This window comes from Ramlibacter sp. (genome assembly GCF_036383835.1).
Taxonomy (GTDB): Bacteria; Pseudomonadota; Gammaproteobacteria; order Burkholderiales; family Burkholderiaceae_C; genus Ramlibacter.
The window spans coordinates 33,550-50,713 of sequence record NZ_DASVNN010000094.1 but is presented as its reverse complement, the minus strand read 5'-3'; the positions used below and the strand labels follow the sequence as shown (position 1 = coordinate 50,713).

General features: G+C 67.8%; 13 protein-coding genes. 10 read left to right on the top strand and 3 right to left on the bottom strand.

What is annotated here, in order from left to right:
- Positions 1-38 precede the first annotated feature (38 nt).
- The 3 genes from VF522_RS15550 (at position 39) to VF522_RS15540 (ending at position 4,849) form a co-directional block, all read left to right on the top strand.
- Complete coding sequence (locus tag VF522_RS15550; RefSeq protein WP_330909198.1) at positions 39-1,070, top strand: DUF3883 domain-containing protein; 1,032 nt, start codon at positions 39-41, stop codon at positions 1,068-1,070.
- A gap of 174 nt (positions 1,071-1,244) precedes the next feature.
- Positions 1,245-3,068, top strand: coding sequence for an ATP-dependent nuclease (locus VF522_RS15545; RefSeq protein ID WP_330909197.1), 1,824 nt, complete (start codon positions 1,245-1,247; stop codon positions 3,066-3,068).
- An 8-nt stretch (positions 3,069-3,076) separates the two neighbouring features.
- Positions 3,077-4,849, top strand: coding sequence for a UvrD-helicase domain-containing protein (locus tag VF522_RS15540; RefSeq protein WP_330909196.1), 1,773 nt, complete (start codon positions 3,077-3,079; stop codon positions 4,847-4,849).
- A gap of 606 nt (positions 4,850-5,455) precedes the next feature.
- Here the strand turns inward: VF522_RS15540 and VF522_RS15535 are convergent.
- Positions 5,456-6,547 (bottom strand): alpha/beta hydrolase, encoded by a 1,092-nt coding sequence (locus tag VF522_RS15535; protein WP_330909195.1) that lies wholly within the window; start codon positions 6,545-6,547, stop codon positions 5,456-5,458.
- 151 nt (positions 6,548-6,698) lie between these two features.
- Between VF522_RS15535 and VF522_RS15530 the strand changes: the two genes are divergently transcribed.
- Positions 6,699-8,435 (top strand): winged helix-turn-helix domain-containing tetratricopeptide repeat protein, encoded by a 1,737-nt coding sequence (locus VF522_RS15530; protein ID WP_330909194.1) that lies wholly within the window; start codon positions 6,699-6,701, stop codon positions 8,433-8,435.
- A gap of 55 nt (positions 8,436-8,490) precedes the next feature.
- Here VF522_RS15530 and VF522_RS15525 read toward each other — a convergent pair whose 3' ends face one another.
- Complete coding sequence (locus VF522_RS15525; RefSeq protein ID WP_330909193.1) at positions 8,491-9,201, bottom strand: FHA domain-containing protein; 711 nt, start codon at positions 9,199-9,201, stop codon at positions 8,491-8,493.
- Positions 9,202-9,457: 256 nt separating this feature from the next.
- Between VF522_RS15525 and VF522_RS15520 the strand changes: the two genes are divergently transcribed.
- A complete protein-coding gene (locus tag VF522_RS15520; protein ID WP_330909192.1) occupies positions 9,458-10,045 on the top strand; it encodes a dihydrofolate reductase family protein in 588 nt (195 codons plus the stop codon).
- On the opposite strand, the gene VF522_RS15515 is transcribed toward VF522_RS15520, so the two are convergent.
- On the bottom strand, positions 9,997-10,908 hold the full coding sequence (locus VF522_RS15515; protein ID WP_330909191.1) for a LysR family transcriptional regulator: 912 nt from the start codon (positions 10,906-10,908) through the stop codon (positions 9,997-9,999). The genes VF522_RS15520 and VF522_RS15515 overlap by 49 nt on opposite strands.
- 92 nt (positions 10,909-11,000) lie before the next feature.
- On the opposite strand from VF522_RS15515, the gene VF522_RS15510 reads away from it, so the two are divergent.
- The 5 genes from VF522_RS15510 to VF522_RS15490 all read left to right on the top strand — a co-directional run bounded on the left by VF522_RS15510 (position 11,001) and on the right by VF522_RS15490 (position 17,155).
- Entirely contained in the window at positions 11,001-13,061 is a 2,061-nt protein-coding gene (locus VF522_RS15510; protein WP_330909190.1) for a 4-oxalomesaconate tautomerase, read from the top strand.
- 18 nt (positions 13,062-13,079) lie between these two features.
- Positions 13,080-13,946 carry an FAS1-like dehydratase domain-containing protein gene (locus tag VF522_RS15505; protein ID WP_330909189.1) on the top strand — a complete coding sequence of 289 codons (867 nt, stop codon included), beginning with the start codon at positions 13,080-13,082 and terminating at the stop codon, positions 13,944-13,946.
- A 1-nt stretch (position 13,947) separates the two neighbouring features.
- On the top strand, positions 13,948-15,138 hold the full coding sequence (locus VF522_RS15500) for a CaiB/BaiF CoA-transferase family protein (RefSeq protein WP_330909188.1): 1,191 nt from the start codon (positions 13,948-13,950) through the stop codon (positions 15,136-15,138).
- A gap of 39 nt (positions 15,139-15,177) precedes the next feature.
- Positions 15,178-16,524: an adenylosuccinate lyase family protein gene (locus VF522_RS15495; RefSeq protein WP_330909187.1), complete on the top strand. Its 1,347-nt coding sequence runs from the start codon at positions 15,178-15,180 to the stop codon at positions 16,522-16,524.
- An 88-nt stretch (positions 16,525-16,612) separates the two neighbouring features.
- Positions 16,613-17,155 carry a DinB family protein gene (locus tag VF522_RS15490; protein WP_330909186.1) on the top strand — a complete coding sequence of 181 codons (543 nt, stop codon included), beginning with the start codon at positions 16,613-16,615 and terminating at the stop codon, positions 17,153-17,155.
- Positions 17,156-17,164: the final 9 nt, after the last annotated feature.

Sequence of the window (17,164 nt, the reverse complement as noted above, 5' to 3'; positions counted from 1 at the left end):
GGCAGCCATGTCGCGGCCGCGAGATTGAAGGAGAGTCGATGGAAAGCGAAGTTGCGCCCCAGGTGCTGCAGGTCCTGCAGGACCGGTACGAGGCAGCAGGGGCCCCTGGCATCACGCAGGTCATTGAGCAGCTCGGCGTGTACGTGCCGCTCAGGGGTGACGTCCACATCGAATACGCGTGGAAGCTCCCGAAAAGCGGTTACGTGGTCACCATCTGGGCCGAAGACGTGAAGGTGCATCCGTCCGGCAGGTGGTTCTACGTTGACCCCCTGGACACGCAGCACCGGCGTGGCGGAGGAGAGAGAGGGCCCAAACAGCGGCGACGTGCCATCAACCGCCTCTCAATTCTTCGACAGGCGCGTGCTCCTGGTCGAGACCTGATCGGACTGTTGCAGAGCAATACCCGGTCCATCGAAGAGCTCGAAGCAAACGAGAACGCGAAGATCTCCCGGCGCGTGAAGGACGACGAGCACTGGCACGTGGCAACTTGGGACGAAGCGCGTGGGCGTGTCGTTCTAGTACGCGGCTCGCGAGGGTGGGCCCCTTCGCCGGATGAGGTTGATGGAGCGCTCACGCGCTCCACACAGGAGGCGGCCGCCGTCGCCGTCGCCGTCGCCACACCTGCGGAACCGGAACACCCGGATCCGGCGGATCAGATTGAGATTGTCTTCCCAGATCAGGCACACCGCGACCGCGTCGAGGCTGAGTCGATGGCGTGGGTGACGATGCACTACGAAGACCTGAACTTCACGGTGCGCGATGTCAGCTCGCGGAATCTGGGCTACGACCTCGAGATCTTCGACCAAACCGGCCAGCCGGTGCTGCACGTCGAGGTCAAGGGCACTTCGATGGACATTCAGAGCTTCTTTCTCACGCGTAACGAGTGCAAGACCGCGCATGCCTTGCCCACCTGGCGCTTGGCAATGGTCACGTCTGCACTCACCGATCCGCAACTGCAGGTGTTCGAGCCTGAGGAGATGTTCGACAGCTTCGGCTTTTCTCCCCTGGTGTGGCGGTGCCACCGGACGGCGGAAGGCGAGATCTCCGCGCAGAACCTCGCCGCGGACTAGCCATCGGTTGCCTTGACCGGCGTCCCGTTAGGGTCGCCGGTTGACCGCGCCCCGCTGCCTAGGTCTGCTGCAGTGATGTCCGCTCCCGGCCAATACCAGCCCGCAACGGCGGGCAGAATGTCCGCTGGGACCGCAAAACAACGCGGCGAGCGCCCGTAGCCCAAGGGAGGGCCCATGAAGGTCGTCAAGCTTTCGATCACCAACTTCCGCGGCGTCAAATCCGCCGAGCTCCTGTTCGAGGGGCACACGCTGTTCGTCGGATCCAACAACGTCGGCAAGAGCACCATCTGCGAAGCGCTCGACTTGGCGCTTGGCCCGGACAGGCTGAACCGCACTCCGGCGATCGACGAGTTCGACTTCTACAACGCCCAATACCTCGAGCCGGCGGCGGAGGGAGAGGAGCCCAAACCCATCCCGCTCCGGATCGAGGTCGTGTTGGTCGAGCCCAGCGAGGCGGTGCTGAACCTGTGCGGCGGGCATCTGGAGTTCTGGCACGTGGAGGAGCGGCGGGTACTCGGGGAGGCCGAGGCCGACCTCGCCAACCCGCCGACGTCGATCCCTTGCCTGCGCCTGGAGACGATCGGCGCCTACAACCCGGAGGAGGACGAGTTTGAGGCGAAGACGTATTTCTCGCGCAGCCCCGACGCCGACGAGTGCGAGCTCACGCCGGTCTCGCGCAAGATCAAGCGGGAGTTCGGGTTTCTCTACCTTCGCGCGCTGCGCACCGGCTCGCGCGCGCTTAGCCTCGAGCGCGGGACGCTTCTCGACATTATCCTGCGCACCAAAGGCATCCGGACGACGCTCTGGGAGAAGTCCATCCGGCGCCTGCGCGAGCTCGACGTCGAGTCCGACGCCACCGAGATCGCGCCGGTGCTGCGCGACATCGAGCAGCGCCTAGCGCGCTACATCCCCCTCGAAGCGCCGGGGAACGCCACGAAGCTGCACGTCTCCGAGCTCACGCGCGACCACCTGCGCAAGACGATGTCGTTCTTCTTGGCGCTGTCGGCCGACCAGGACCACGTCCCGTTCGCGCACGCCGGAACGGGCACCCTGAACACGCTCGTCCTCGCGCTGCTGTCGGTCATCGCGGAGCTCAAACCCGACAGCGTGATCTTCGCGATGGAGGAGCCGGAGATCGCCGTGCCCCCGCCCACCCAGCGGCGCATCGCGCACTACCTGCTCACCAAAACGAGCCAAGCCTTCGTCACCTCGCATTCGCCCTTCGTGATCGAACGCTTCGAGCCCTCGCACACGCTGCTGCTGTCGCGACAAGCGGGCGTCGTGTCGTCGCAGAAGGTGTCAGACGCCTCCGGGCTCACCGACAAGGAGTTCAAGCAGTTCGCGCGCTGGGGCCTATGCGAATGCATGCTCGGCAAGGGCGCCATTGTCGTGGAAGGGCTCACCGAGTTCCACGCGCTGCCGGTGGCCGCCGCGCGCATGGAGGCCGAAGACCCCGCCGCCACCGGCGGCCAGCCTCTCGACATCCTCGGAGCCACGTTCTTCCACGCGGGCGGCGAGTCGAACATGCCCAAGTTCGGCAAGTTCTTCAAGACGCTGGGGCTCAAGACGTTCGGCTTCTACGATCTGGACAAGAAGCGCTCGGAGAAGACGAAGGCCGCGCTCGCCGCGAGCTACGACGTCGACTTCGAGACCGAACACAAGGGCTTCGAGAACCTGGTCGCCCAGGAGATGCCCGCCGGCTCGCTGTGGAGTTTTCTCGAGCAGCTGCGTGAGGGCGGCGAGGGCGTGGAGCTTGGCATCCCGGCGGCGAAGCCGGCCGACGACGCGGCCGTGCGCAAGCTCGCGGCCGTGGCCCTGCGCAGCGGGAAAGGCGCCGGTTGGGCGGCGCGGCTCTTCGAGGAATGCGACTACGCGGACTTGCCGCCGTCGGTCATGAAGTTCCTGTCCCAAGTGTTCTCCGCCATGCCCAAGATCAAGGAAACGCCGGATCCCGGCGACGAAGCAGCGACCGCGGCGGACGCGAGCGACCCGGCCTAGGGGCGGCGATGGCCATCGATCCGAACTGCCCCAAGCGCGCGAGCGTCGTCGCGTGCCCTGGTCACGCCCTCGTGCTTGGAGGGCCGGGCAGCGGCAAGACGACCGTCGCCTTGCGCAAGGCCCTGGCGCGGATCCAAATCGGCATGCGGCCGGGGCAGAAGGTGCTGTTCCTGAGCTTCTCGCGGGCGGCGGTGACGCGCGTGCTCGACGCCGCGCGGCTGGAAGTGCCCAAGAAGCATCTGTCCCTGCTCTCGGTGCAGACCTTCCATGCGTTCTTCTGGAGCGTGCTCAAAACCCACGGATACCTGCTGGGCGCGCCCAAGCGGCTGGACCTCCTGTTGCCGCAGGACGAGAAGGCGATGTGCGGCGGCATCAAGCGCGGCGACGAGGGCTGGAACGAGTGGGTGGCCGAGAGGGAGCGGATGTTCCGCGAGGAGGGCCGCGTGGCGTTCGACCTCTTCGCGCCCAACGCCGCGGAGCTTCTGGCGCGCTGCCGGCACCTTCCCGGCCTGATCGGCGCCGCCCATCCGCTCATCATCGTCGACGAAGCGCAGGACACGGGGAGCGACGCCTGGCGCTGCGTCGAACTGCTCGCTCCCAACGCGCAGATCCTGTGCCTGGCGGACCTCGAGCAGCAGATCTACGCCGACTTCCTGCCGGGCGTCGGCCCCGAGCGCGTGGTCGAGATCCGCGCCGCGCTCGATCCGTTCGAAGTCGATCTCGGGAGCGACAACGGCCGCAGCCCCGACACCGAGATCTTGGCCTTCGCCAACGACATCCTCACCGCGCGCCCGCGAGGGAAGCCTTACAAGGGAGTGGCGCAGATCGGATACGAGCCGAAGACCGTCAACTGGAACGCGCTGCTGCGCCGGGCCATCGGCGCGGCGATCAAGGCGGCCGAGTCTTCCAGCGGCGCGCGGCCCAACACGATCGCGGTTCTCGCCGACACCACTCGCAACGCCTTGAAAGCCTCCAACGCCCTCAACGCCGTCGACGCGCCGGACGGAAAGCGCGTCCCGCACAAGCTGCATTTCGACGAGGCCGAGGCTCTGCTCACCGCCAGGCTTGCGGCGTTTCTGCTCGAGCCCAAGGACCCAGCGCGGGAAGACGACGACGTGGCCACGTGCATTGAGCTGCTCGCCAACGCGAGGCGCGCCACCGGCACCGGCAAGGCAGAGATCGCCAACTATCTGCTGCGGGCGCAGCAGATCAGGGCGGGGAAGCCTCCAAAGGTGAACATCGTCAAAGCCTTCCGCGCGGCGCTCGCGGCGCTTCGGAGCTCGCCATTCACCGGAGACCCGCCGGCGGACTGGCTCACTGCCAAGCGCGCGCTGCGCGAGTCCGGCGAAGCCGCGCTGCAGCGCGCGGCACGACAGCTCGACTTCATGGTGGCCTTTCAGCGCGGACACCGAATCTCCGCGGCGCTTTCCGCGGAGTGGCTCCGCGACGGCGCCTACACGCGCGCGCGGGCCGCTCTGGACAGCGCGCTCGCGCAGGAGCAAATCCTCGACGGAGCCGAGCCGCCGCGTGGAGTTCAGGTGATGAACTGGCACAAGGCCAAAGGCAAGCAGTTCGACGCCGTGATCCTGCTGCGGGAGGGCCGATTCGGCGACGGGGGGCTCGAATCGAGCTTCATCTGGCGGGGCGACCAGCCGCCCTACCCGAAGAGCCGCAGGCTTGTCCGCGTCGCCGCCACCCGAGCTCGCGACGGCCTGATCATCTTGAACCCCAATTGGCCCGCTTGCCCTCTGCTGAAGGGTCACATCCTTCAAAAGGGATAGCTTCGGGGTCGCCGACCGCCGAGCAACTGCTCCTAAGACAATACAGGAGCGCAGGCGATGATCATCGAAGCGGAGGACGTTCAAGTCGACTCGGGCTCGGCGCGAAAGAGCGCCGTCCGCGCGCCGCCGGCGGGGTCTAGATGCTTCTCGCGCAGCTGCGCGCAAGCCGGTGGAGCTTGGCGACTTCCTCGTCGAAGTCAACGCCTCTTCTCCAACTTCCCCCTCAGCCCTTCGGGCGTCCAACCATGGTCCTGGTGCAGCGCGCCCGGCTCGTCCCGCTCGGGCGGTCGCACATCGATAGATCCGTGCTGGTCCGCTTCCGGCCAAAGTGCGGTCGTCCAGCTACACGTCGCCGAACACCTGCAACCAGTCTGAAGCGGTCATTCACAGACGGTGCATCGGCCCTGAAAGGTTCTACCGGCGCAGTAGCAGCGTGACGGCTGCTCCCAACCCAAAGCAGACAGATCGCAATGACGGGAGCACGGCTCGGGGTCGTCGCTGAGGGAGCGAGCGGAGTCAAGCGGGCACGGTCCGCAGCGCTGTCTCGAAGGCATTGACTGCTTCCGGCCCAGGAGCAGACCGCCTCTTCGACGACACCCGATCGCTTCAATTCCTCGGCCCGTCAAGAAAGCCCTGGACAACGCGAAACAGCTGCATTCGGTTTCGCTCCAGCATGATCGAGTGCGTCCCCTCGCCGATTTCGACGTGCTGCTTTACCGGGGCGTTGACCAGCAACGGGAACAGCGCCTGCGCCATGGACGAGGGCGCATCGGCATCCCACTCTCCCTTGACCAGCAGTGTCGGCGCCTGGATGGCCGCCGGATCGTAGGGCGGCACCCAGACGCCCGATGCGTGAGGCACGGGCAAGCCGCCGTTCGGAGCACGCATGACCGCCGGCGACCGCTGCGATCCCCAGGGGTCGGTCGCAAGGTTGGCTGCCACCCAGGTCTCGAACCAGCTGCGGGGAAGGAGCTGCTCATGCTTCTCTGGCGCCACGCCGGCCAGCCAGCGCGACCTGGCGGCTGCGACATTGACCAGCCGGTAGGCCGTCTTCCTGTCGGTCTCGCGGGCTGCCTGCGACTCCGTCGTTCGCTGCCACACCGGCGCGTACAGCACGAGGCGGTCGACCTTTTCGCCATGGGTGGCGGCGTAGCGTCCCATGATGACCGTGCCCCAGGACCATCCGATCAGGTGGATCCGCTCGACATTGCGCCGCCGCAGGATGAAGTCGACGGCGCTGTCGACGTCGTCGACCGCCTCGGCCAGCGTGGCAACGGGAGGATTGCGATCCGGAGGCTCGGACATCGCCGGAGGACGGGTCGACCCGCCGTAGCCGCGCACGTCGACCAGGTAGACGTCGTAGCCGGCCCGTGCGATGTAGTCCATCCAGGACTGGCCGTCCAGGGACAGATCGAACGTCGATTCGGACGGGAAGGTGACGCCATGCACGAAGAGCACGATGCGGTGGGAAGGGAACGTCTCCGCCCCCTTCACCCGCTTGTTGCGCACGAAGAGCTCGATCCCCGCCGTTTTCGACGGAACGTGGAACTCGTCGACCGCCAGGGCCGGCAGGTCCGGCGCCGATGGTGCGGCGGCGCATCCGGCCAGGGCGAGGGCGGGCAGCACGAGAAGCCGCAGGCCGGCCATTGCCGATACGCTGATGACCGCGGCGAACCCTTGGCGCAAGCTGTTGAACATGATCGACTCCGGCAGTTCGGTGGAGATGCCAATCTGGCCCGGCGCCGCCGGCGAGTCCTGAAATTCGCTGGGCGCGGTCTGAATAAGCCTGAGTAAGGCTGTACTCCGATGCGGGCCCGGGCGCAGAATCTCCGCGGAGCGAATCCCACCGATGGGCCGGACCGAGAATTCCACTGCCGCGACGTACCGTTTCGACGCCTTCGAACTCGATGGGCAGCGGCGCACGCTGCGGCGCTCGGGCGCCGACGTCGATCTGCGACCGTTGGCCTTCGATGCACTCGCCTTCCTGGTGCGCCACGCGGGCCACGTGGTGAGCAAGGACGAATTGATCGCCGCCGTCTGGCCGGGGCTCGTGGTGACGGATGACTCGATCGCGCGCTGCATCAGCGACATCCGGCGCGCGCTCCGCGATGTCGACCAGAAGATCATCAAGACGGTGCCGCGGCGCGGCTACACGCTGGCCGTCCCGGCCACCATGGAAGGGCCGGGAGTCCCCCACGCCGAGCTCTCCGAACCGCCGGTTGCCCCGGCGGCAAAAAAGGACCCGGGTCGGCCACGCCTGCAAATGTGGATGGCGAGCGGGGTGGTGATCGGGGCGGTCGTTGCTGCCCTGATCGTCGGTTCGCTCTGGACTCCCTGGTCGGCCCGGCAGCGTGCCCAGGTCGCAGCGGCCCGACCAGCGCTCTCGATCGTGGTGCTGCCGCTGGCGAGCGAGGGCGGCGATCCTGCGCAGGACCGCCTGGCCGCCGCGCTCACCGACGAGATCACGATCGACCTGTCGCGCATTCCCGGGACCTTCGTGATCGCCAGCGCCACCGCGAACAACTATCGCGGCCGCGGTGGCGACGTACGTCAGGTGGGCGGCGAGCTCGGTGTACGTTACGTACTCAATGGTGGCCTGGTGCGTCTGGGCGACGCAGTGCGGCTGACGCTGCAACTCGTCGACAGCGAGACCGGGCGCGCCCTGTGGGCAGACCGCATCGATGGCGAGCTCGGCGACCTCCCTGCGCTCTACCGCCGGGTCACCGGAACGGTGGCGAGGTCGCTGGACCTGACCTTGCAGGAAGTGGAGACTGCACTCGCGCGAGCGCGCCCCGGTGCCGATGTGCAGGACCAGCTGCTGCAGGCCCGGTGGCTGCTGCAGTTCAACCGGACGACGCCGGACTCCGTGCAACAGGCGCGTCGGCTGCTCGAGCGCGTCGGCGAGCGCGACCCGGCATCGGCGCTCGCTTTCGCGCTCATGGCACAGACCTACAACTACGACGTGTCACAGCGCTGGCTGGGCCAGCGCGGCGCGACGCGCGAGCAGTGGCTGCAGCAGGCCGACAGGCTCTCGGAGCGCGCGTTCCAACTGGATCCCGCCGATGCGCGTGTCGTCGGCGTCCGCGGTACGACGCTCGCACTGGCCGGCCGCTCCGAGCAGGCGGTGGAGTTGCTCGAGCGCCAGATCGCGCTCAATCGCAACGATGCAAGTGCCTGGTTCTGGCTCGGTTATGCGCGCTGCACGCTCGGCCGGCAGGAGGAAGCGATCGCCGCCCTGGCGCAGGCGCGGCGGCTCAGCCCGCGCGACCCGAATCTCAATGGCATGTTCGTCGTCACCGCCGCGGCCCATCTGTACCTGGGCCGCGACCGGGAGGCGCTCGAATGGGCGCAGCGCTCGGTGCTCGAGCGGCCGCAACACGCCGTGGCGCATTCCTGGGTCGCCGCGGCGGCCGCGAACCTGGGCGATACGGAAACCGCCCGGGCGGCGCTGGCCGAGTTCAGGGGGCGGTTGCCCGCCTACACGATTTCGTCGTTCCGCGATGAGCGGCTGTGTGCCAACGACCTGTGCCGCAGCCAGCGCGTACGGTACTACGCCGGACTGGCGAAGGCTGGGTTGCCTGAGTAATCCGGCTTCGCGGATGCCGTCGCTCCTTCAGCGAGGACCCCGAGCCGTGCTCCCGTCATTGCGTCCGGGACAACGCGCGCCGCAGCCACGACAGGGATCGTGAAGCGGGGACGGCCCTTTCCAAAGGCTGCAGTGGACCGGCGGGGCCTGCCAACGGCACATTCGGATCCTCCAGCAGGAACTGCAGGTGCCCGCTGTCCATTTCCAGCACATCCCCCGCATTCAGCCGCACCGGCGTGTCGCCCAGGACTTCGCCGTTCAACCGGGGTGCCCGGGGCCCATCCGCGAACCGCACGGCGAAATCATCGCCGCGGCGGATGAACGTGACCATGCACTGGCCCATCTTCCCGATGGTGCTGACCACCTTGCTCAATTCGACGCACTCGCCACGCAGCGGCCCGTCCAGCCGCTGCAGGCAGGCCTTCCTGGCCACGGCGCTGGAGCGCACCAGCATCGTCGGCTCGTAGGCCATGGCCCTGCGGTCGGCCACGAGCTTCAAGGTGTAGTTCCCGATGGAGACAATGCTCCCGTCCTCCAGGTCGGCGCGGGTGATCCGCGTGGGGCCCAGGAAGGTGCCGTTGCTGCTTTCCAGGTCTTCGATCGCCAGCTTCGTCCCGGACAGCATGATCACCGCATGCGTGCTGCTGACCGTGGAGCCCGCCAGAACGATGTCGTTGCCCGGTGCACGGCCGATGCGCGTGCAGGGGCGCGCGATGGAATGGGTCGACTGCGGCTCGCCTGCCAGCGAGACAACGAGACTTGGCATGACCACTCCTTTCGGTGACGGCAGAGTTTCGTGGCCGCCGCGGCCGGGAGATGTCAGACGGGACCGACATTTCATCCGTTTTGGGAACCGCCTGTCCGAACCAAGCCGAAAGGCGGCCGTACATCCTGATCGAAGGCGCTTACCTGGCCCCGCGCCCCGAGTGACGGAAGGTCCAGGCCCGATCGGTGATGCCATTCGCGATCGGGTCTCGGGCATCATGGCCTCCAGCGAACCGCCCAACCCGGAGGAGACTCGCATGGGACTTCTGACCTTCAGCCTCAACGTCACCCTGGACGGCTGCGTCGACCACCAGGAGGGAATCGCCGACGACGAGACGCACGCCTTCTTCACCCGCCTCATGGACGAGGGCGGGGCGATGCTGTGGGGCCGCACCACCTACGAGATGATGGAGGGCTACTGGCCGGCGGTCGCCCGGGGAGACGTGGAGGCGCCGCCGGCGGTGCGCGAATGGGCGGTCAAGCTGGAGACCAAGCCGAAGTACGTCGTGTCGTCGACGCGAACGGAATTCCCGTGGACCAACAGCCACCACATCGCCGGCGACTTGCGTTCGGCCGTGCAAAAGCTCAAGGACGCGACCCCGGCCGGCGTGCTTCTCGGGAGCGGCAGGCTCGCGACCGAACTGGACCGGCTGGATCTGATCGACGAGTACAAGTTCCTCGTTCACCCCAGGATCGCCGGCCACGGCCCGACCCTGTACCAGAGCGGGCTGCCCCACACGCGACGGCTTGAACTGGTCTCAGCGAAGCCGCTCGGCAACGGCGCGGTCGCCATGCACTACCGGTGCGCGCGCTTCCCTGCCTTGACCTCGGCGAAGAGGTCGTAGAGCTGTTGCGCCGCCGGTGAAAGGGTGCGGCCCCTGCGCCGGATCAAGCCGACCTTCCGGTGGACGATGGGATCGACCAGCGGCACGCTGACCAGGATCGGGTGGTCCTTGCCGGGCATCGCCATCGCCGGCACGGCGGCCACGCCAAGTCCCGCTTCCACGAGACCCAGCGCCGTGGTGACGTGTTGCGCTTCGTAGATCGCCTGCGGCCGTTTCGCCACTCCCGCGAGTGCCTGGTCCAGCACCACGCGGTTGCCCGAGGACCGGCCCACCGACACGTAATCGAAGTCGCTCAGCTGGGCCCAGCTCACGCGGCGCAGCTTCGCCAGGGGATGGTCGCGGCGGCAGGCCGCCACGAACCGCTCCTCCACCAGCGGCTTGAACTCGAGCTCACCTTCCTGCGAGCCGATGAAATTCAGCCCGAAGTCGGCCTCGCCGCGCGCCACGGCGGCCAGCACTTCGTTGGCGCCGGCGTCGAGCACCTTCACGCGCACGCGGGGCGACTGCTGGTGGTACAGGCGAATCACGTGCGACAGGTAGTAGTACACGGTAGATGGGACGCACGCCACCGTGACCTCGCCCATCCGCGTCGCCGTCCCGCCGCGGATGCCCACCAGCGTGGCATCGAGGTCGTCCAGCAGCTCACGCACCTTGCGCTCGAAATCGCGGCCCACGGCGGTGAGCGTCACGCGCCGCGTGTTGCGTTCCAGCAGCCGCACGCCGAGCGCCTGCTCCAGCTTGTCGATCCGGCGGCTGAACGCCGGCTGCGACAGATGCACGGTCTCGGCAGCCTTGCGGAAATTGCAGAGCTCCGCAACGGTCCGGAAGGCGACCAGGTCGTTCAGGTCGAAGTTCATCGGCATGGCAGTGCCCTCCCTCGGTGATGCGCATGGAACATCAGTTGATCTTAAAGATGCAATTCACTTTGGCAATGCCGGATCCGATCATTCGTCCCATGCAACGAGTCATTCCCTGTGTCCTGATGCGTGCCGGCACGTCGCGCGGGCCGTTCTTCCTGCGCGAGTGGCTGCCGGCCGATGAAACGGCGCGCGACGAGGCGCTCATCGGCGCGATCGGCGCCTCGGACCTCCTGCAGGTCGACGGGGTAGGCGGCGGCAGCACGCTGACCAGCAAGGTGGCCATCGTCTCCCGCTCGTCCGAGCCAGGTTGCGACGTCGACTACCTGTTCGCCCAGGTCGGGGTGGGCCAGAAGTCCGTGGACACGCGGCCGAACTGCGGCAACATGTTGTCGGGTGTCGCTCCCTTCGCGATCGAGCAGGGCCTCGTCGCGCCGCGGGAAGGCGAAACGACCGTTCGCGTGTTCAACGTGAACACCCGCTCGCGCATCGATGTCACCGTGCAGACGCCAGGCGGGCAGGTGCGCTACGAGGGGGACACCGGCATCGACGGGGTCGCCGGCACGGCATCCCCCATCCGGCTGAATTTTCTGGACGCCTGGGGGGCGGTGACGGGATCGCTCTTCCCCACCGGCAACCGGATCGACACCGTCCACGGCATCGAGGTGAGCTGCATCGATGCGGCGATGCCGCTCGTGATCATGCGCGCCCGCGACCTCGGGCTGACCGGCCGCGAGTCGCCCCTGGAGCTCGACGCCGACGCGGCGCTGTTGGCGCGCATCGAGGCGATCCGCCGCGCAGCGGGCGAGGCCATGGGTCTCGGCGACGTATCGGCCAGCGTCGTGCCGAAGCCGGTGATCGCCAGCGACGGCGACGCCGCGGACAGCATCACCTCGCGCTATTTCACGCCCCGGCGCTGCCACGCGTCGCATGCGGTCACCGGCGCGATCGGCGTCGCCACGGCCTATGCGCTCCCCGGCACGGTGATCAGCAGCGGAGCGCGCCAGACCGGCACCCGTTCCATCGCCGTCCTGCATCCGCAAGGGCGCATCGAGGTCGAAGTGGCCGTCGAGGGCGCCGGCGAGGACGCGCGGGTGCAGCGCGCCTCGCTCGTGCGCACCGCCCGAAAGATCCTGCAGGGCGACCTGCACCTCCCGCCCTACGTATTCTCGAAAGTTCCTGAAGGAGACAAACCCATGAAGCGCCTGATCGCACCCGCCGTTGCCGCCGTGCTTGCCGCCACGGCAGCTCCGCTCGCCCTGGCTTTCCCGGACAAGCCGATCACGATCGTGGTCCCCACGGCGCCCGGCGGCGGCAACGACGCCATGGCACGCATCATCGGCCAGAAGCTCGGCCCGCTGCTGGGGCAGACCGTGATCGTCGACAACCGGGCCGGGGCGAACGGCGCGATCGCGAGCGAGTTCGCCGCCCGCGCCGCGCCGGACGGCCACACGCTCATGTTCGGCTACATCGCCACGCACGCGATGAACCCGGCGCTGCAGAAGCTTCGCTACGACCCGGTGGCCGACTTCGCGCCCGTGGGGCTGGTGGGCTACTCGCCCACGCTCCTGGTGGCCAACGCCAACGTGCAGGTGAAGGACGTCAAGGACCTGGTCGCGCAGCTGAAGGCCAAGCCCGACAAGTACACGTATGCGTCGGCCGGCAACGGCACGGCGCCCCATTTCGCGGCGGAGCTGTTCAAGCTGAACGCAGGGGTGGTGATGCTGGGCGCGCCGTACAAGGGATCCGCGCCGGCCGTCACCGACACGATCGGCGGCCAGACGCAGTTCATGTTCCCGAGCCTGTACACCGCCTTGCCGCACGTGAAGGCCGGCAAGCTGCGCGCCCTGGCGGTTGCGGGGCCCCAGCGCTCGCCGCTGTTGCCCGACGTGCCGACGCTGAAGGAGTCCGGCGTGGACGGCGTCGACGTGCGGCAGTGGTACGGCTTCTTTGCGCCCGCCAAGACCCCCAAGCCCATCGTGGAGCAGATCAACAAGGCGCTGAACCAGGTGCTCACCGACAAGGAGGTGATGAAGCGCCTCGCCGAGCACGGCGCCGACGTGGAGACGAGCACGCCGGAGCAGTTCGGCACGCTCGTGAAGAACGAACTCGCGAAGTGGAAGAGCGTGGTGCAGCGCGCCAAGCTCACCGTCGACTGAGCGCAACGGAGCACGGCAATGGCAATCTCGCTGGAGCAGCTGCAGGCCTGGATCGGGCGCACGGAGACGGTGGGCGACGTCGTCGGCGCAACGCCCGTCAAGGCCCTCGATGCAACCCTGGACCATCCGGCCCGCGAAGTCGGGCAGGGAACCGTGCTTCCGCCTCTGTGGCATTGGCTCTACTTCCTGCCGCTGCATCGCCAAAGCGAAATCGGGGCGGACGGACATGCGAAGCGCGGGGGATTCCTGCCGCCGGTGCCGCTGCCGCGGCGCATGTGGGCCGGCAGCCAGTTCGAATTCCGCGCGCCCCTGCGTGTGGGGGACGCGGTGGAGCGCACGTCGACGATCGCCGACGTGTCGCTGAAGGAAGGCCGCAGCGGCCCGCTCGTCTTCGTGAAGGTGCGGCACGACCTGCGCTGCAACGGCGCCGCGGAGCCGGCGATCGTGGAATTCCACGACATCGTCTACCGCGAGGCCAGGCGCTCCGGCGACGTCGAGCCGCCTCCCCAGCGTGCGGAAACCGCGGCCGGCTGGCGGCGCGAGGTCGTTCCCGATGACGTCCTGCTGTTCCGCTACTCGGCGCTCACCTTCAACGGGCACCGCATCCACTACGACCGCAAGTACGTCACCGGGGTCGAGGGCTACCCGGGACTGGTCGTGCACGGACCGCTGATCGCCACACTGCTGCTGGACCTGCTGCGGCGGCAGGCTCCGGAGGCGGAGGTCGCCAGCTTCCGCTTCAAGGCGGTGCGACCGACCTTCGACCTGCATCCGTTCCACGTGCAAGGCCAGCCCGCCGCCGACGGCAAGAGCGTTCGCCTGTGGGCCTCGGACCACGAGGGCTGGCTCACGATGGATGCGGTCGCCACATTGGGGGGAAGCTGACATGCAACCGCTGAAGGGCCTGACCGTCGTCACCCTCGAACATGCCATCGCCGCGCCCTTCGCCACCCGCCAGCTCGCGGACCTCGGCGCGCGCGTCATCAAGGTCGAACGCCCGGGCTCGGGCGACTTCGCCCGCGGCTACGACCAGCGGGTGCGGGGACTGGCGTCCCACTTCGTCTGGACCAACCGCTCCAAGGAAAGCTTCACGCTCGACGTCAAGCACCCCGAAGCCGCCAGGGTCCTGGAGCGCCTGGTCATGGAGAAAGCCGATGTCGTCGTGCAGAACCTGGCCCCCGGCGCCGCGGCGCGCCTCGGATTGGGTTACGAGCAGCTCTCGAGGCGCAAGCCCGGCCTCATCGTGTGCGACATCTCGGGCTACGGCGACGATCCTGCGAATCCCGGTCCGTACCGGGACAAGAAAGCCTACGACCTGCTGATCCAGAGCGAGGCCGGCTTCGTGTCGGTCACCGGCACGCCCGAAGAACCCTGCAAGGCGGGACCTTCCATCGCGGACATCGCCGCAGGCATGTACGCCTACAGCAACATCCTCGCGGCCCTGTTGCAGCGCGCGCAGACGGGCAAGGGCCAGCGGATCGACATCTCCATGCTGGAGTCCCTCGCCGAGTGGACCAGCTATCCGCTCTACTACGCGTTCGACGGCGCCGAGCCGCCGCCGCGCACCGGCGCCAGCCACGCGACGATCTACCCTTACGGTCCGTTCCCCGCCGGCGACGGCGGCGTGGTGATGCTGGGCCTGCAGAACGAGCGCGAATGGGTCGCGTTCTGCGACAAGGTCCTGCGGCAACCGGCCATGGCCACCGATGCGCGATTCACCGCCAACTACAAGCGCGTGGCCGAACGCGAGGCGCTGCGCGACATCATCATCGAGGCGTTTGCCTCCCTGACCGTTGCACAGGTGCTCGAGCGCCTGGAAGACGCGCAGATCGCGAACGCGCAGGTCAACACGATGCGGGACGTCTGGTCGCATCCCCAGCTGCAGGCGCGCGGCCGGTGGACGCAGGTGGGTTCGCCGAAGGGCAGCCTGCCGGCCATGCTGCCGCCCGGAAGCTGGGACGTGGGACCGCGCATGGACCCGGTCCCCGCACTGGGCGAACACACCGATGCCATCCTCTCCGAACTGGGGTATGGCGCCGCCGAGATCGCGGCGCTCCATGCCGCGCAGGCCGTCTGAAGGATCGATCCCATCCCAACGCCACAGAGAGACAACCCCATGGCCTCCACCATCATCGATTCGCGCATCTTCGGCGACATGTTCAGCGATGCGCGCATGCGCGACGTCTGGTCCGACGAGAACCGCACCGCCAAGTACCTCGACATCGAGCGCGCACTGGCCAAGGTGCAGGGCACGCTCGGCATCATCCCGAAGGAGGCCGCCGAGGAGATCGTGAAGAACTGCGAGCTGTCGCAGATCGACTGGGGCAAGCTCAAGGCCAAGACCGAGCAGATCGGCTATCCGATCATCGCCGTGGTGAACCAGATCAACGCCAACTGCCGCGATGGCCTCGGCGAGTTCTGCCACTGGGGCGCCACCACGCAGGACATCACCGACACCGCGACCGTCCTGCAGATGCGCGAAGGCCTCGCGCTCGTCGAGCAGGATCTCGACGAGATCGGCGACGCGCTGGCGGCGCTGGCGCGCAAATACCGCGACACCCCCGTGATCGGACGGTCCAACCTGCAGCAGGCCACCCCGATCACGTTCGGCTACAAGATGGCCGCGATCCTGGCCGGCGTCGACCGCCACCGCGAGCGGCTGCAACAGCTGAAGCCGCGGGTGCTCATGGGCGAATTCGGCGGGGCATCGGGAACGCTCTCGTCGCTCGAAAAGGGCGCGATGGAGACGCAGGCGGCCCTGATGAAGGAGCTGGGGCTCGCGCAACCCCTGATTTCATGGCATACGGTGCGCGACACCATCGCCGAAGTCGGTGCCTTCCTGGGACTCGTGGGCGGCTCGCTGGGCAAGATCGCCATGGATGTGAAGCTGATGATGCAGACCGAAGTGGCGGAAGTGTTCGAGCCCTACGCGCCCGGACGCGGCTCGTCCTCCACGATGCCGCAGAAGCGCAACCCGATCTCCTGCCTGTACATCCACGCCAACGTATCGGTCGCGCGCCAGCATGCCGCGGCCTTGATGGACGCGATGGTGGCGGACCACGAGCGGTCGACGGGCCCGTGGGAGATCGAATGGGTGGTGCTGCCGGAGATCTTCTGCCTCCTGTCGGGCGCGCTGAAGCAGGCCAAGTTCGTCCTCCGGGGGCTGGAAGTGGACGCGAGTCGCATGCGCAGGAACATCGAAATGACGAACGGCCTCGTCATGTCGGAGGCCGTCATGATGGGCCTGGGTCCCTACCTCGGGCGCGAGTACGCGCACGACCTGGTGTACGACCTCTGCCGGGAGTCCATCCGGGAGGACCGTCCGCTCATCGACATCCTGGCCGTACACCCGGAGATCGCCAGGCATGTCACGCGCGCGCAGCTCGAGACCTTCTGCGACCCCGGCAAGAACCTCGGGCAGGCCGGCGTGATGGTGGATCGCGTGCTGGCCCGTCGCGGCTGAGGGATGCGTTGCACACCGGCCAGAGGGCTGCCCCGGGTCGAATGCAGCCGTCAGTCCAGGCTCCTGGCGCACCGAGGCAGAATGAACCATGGACAACACTGCCGATCCGCTTCTCGCCAACTACCGGTTCCTGGCCCGCTACAACCGCTGGTTCAACGAGCGCGTGTACGAAGCGTGCGGGCAGCTTCCGGAGACCGAGCGCCGTCGCGATCGCGGCGCCTTCTTCCGGTCGATCCATGGCTCGTTGAACCACATTCTCTGGGCCGATCGCCTGTGGTTGCGGCGCTTCGCATCGCAAGGCTGGGAGTTTCCTGCGCTGGCGGGCGAGCTGCTGCAACTGCCTGACGGCGCGGTCCACGAGACCGTGATCCACGAAGACTGGCTGCAACTGCGGGCAGCACGCACCGCACTCGACCTGGCCGTCGAGAAGTGGGTCGTCGAAATGCCACCCGGATTCCTGCTCCACACGATGAGATACGCGAACACGAAGGGGGTGCAGCGCGAGCATCCCGCGTGGCAGGCGATGACGCACCTCTTCAACCACCAGACGCACCATCGCGGGCAAGTCACCACGCTCCTGTCGCAAGCCGGCGTCGACGTGGGGGTGACCGACATCATCGCGCTCGCCTGAGTCGGCGAT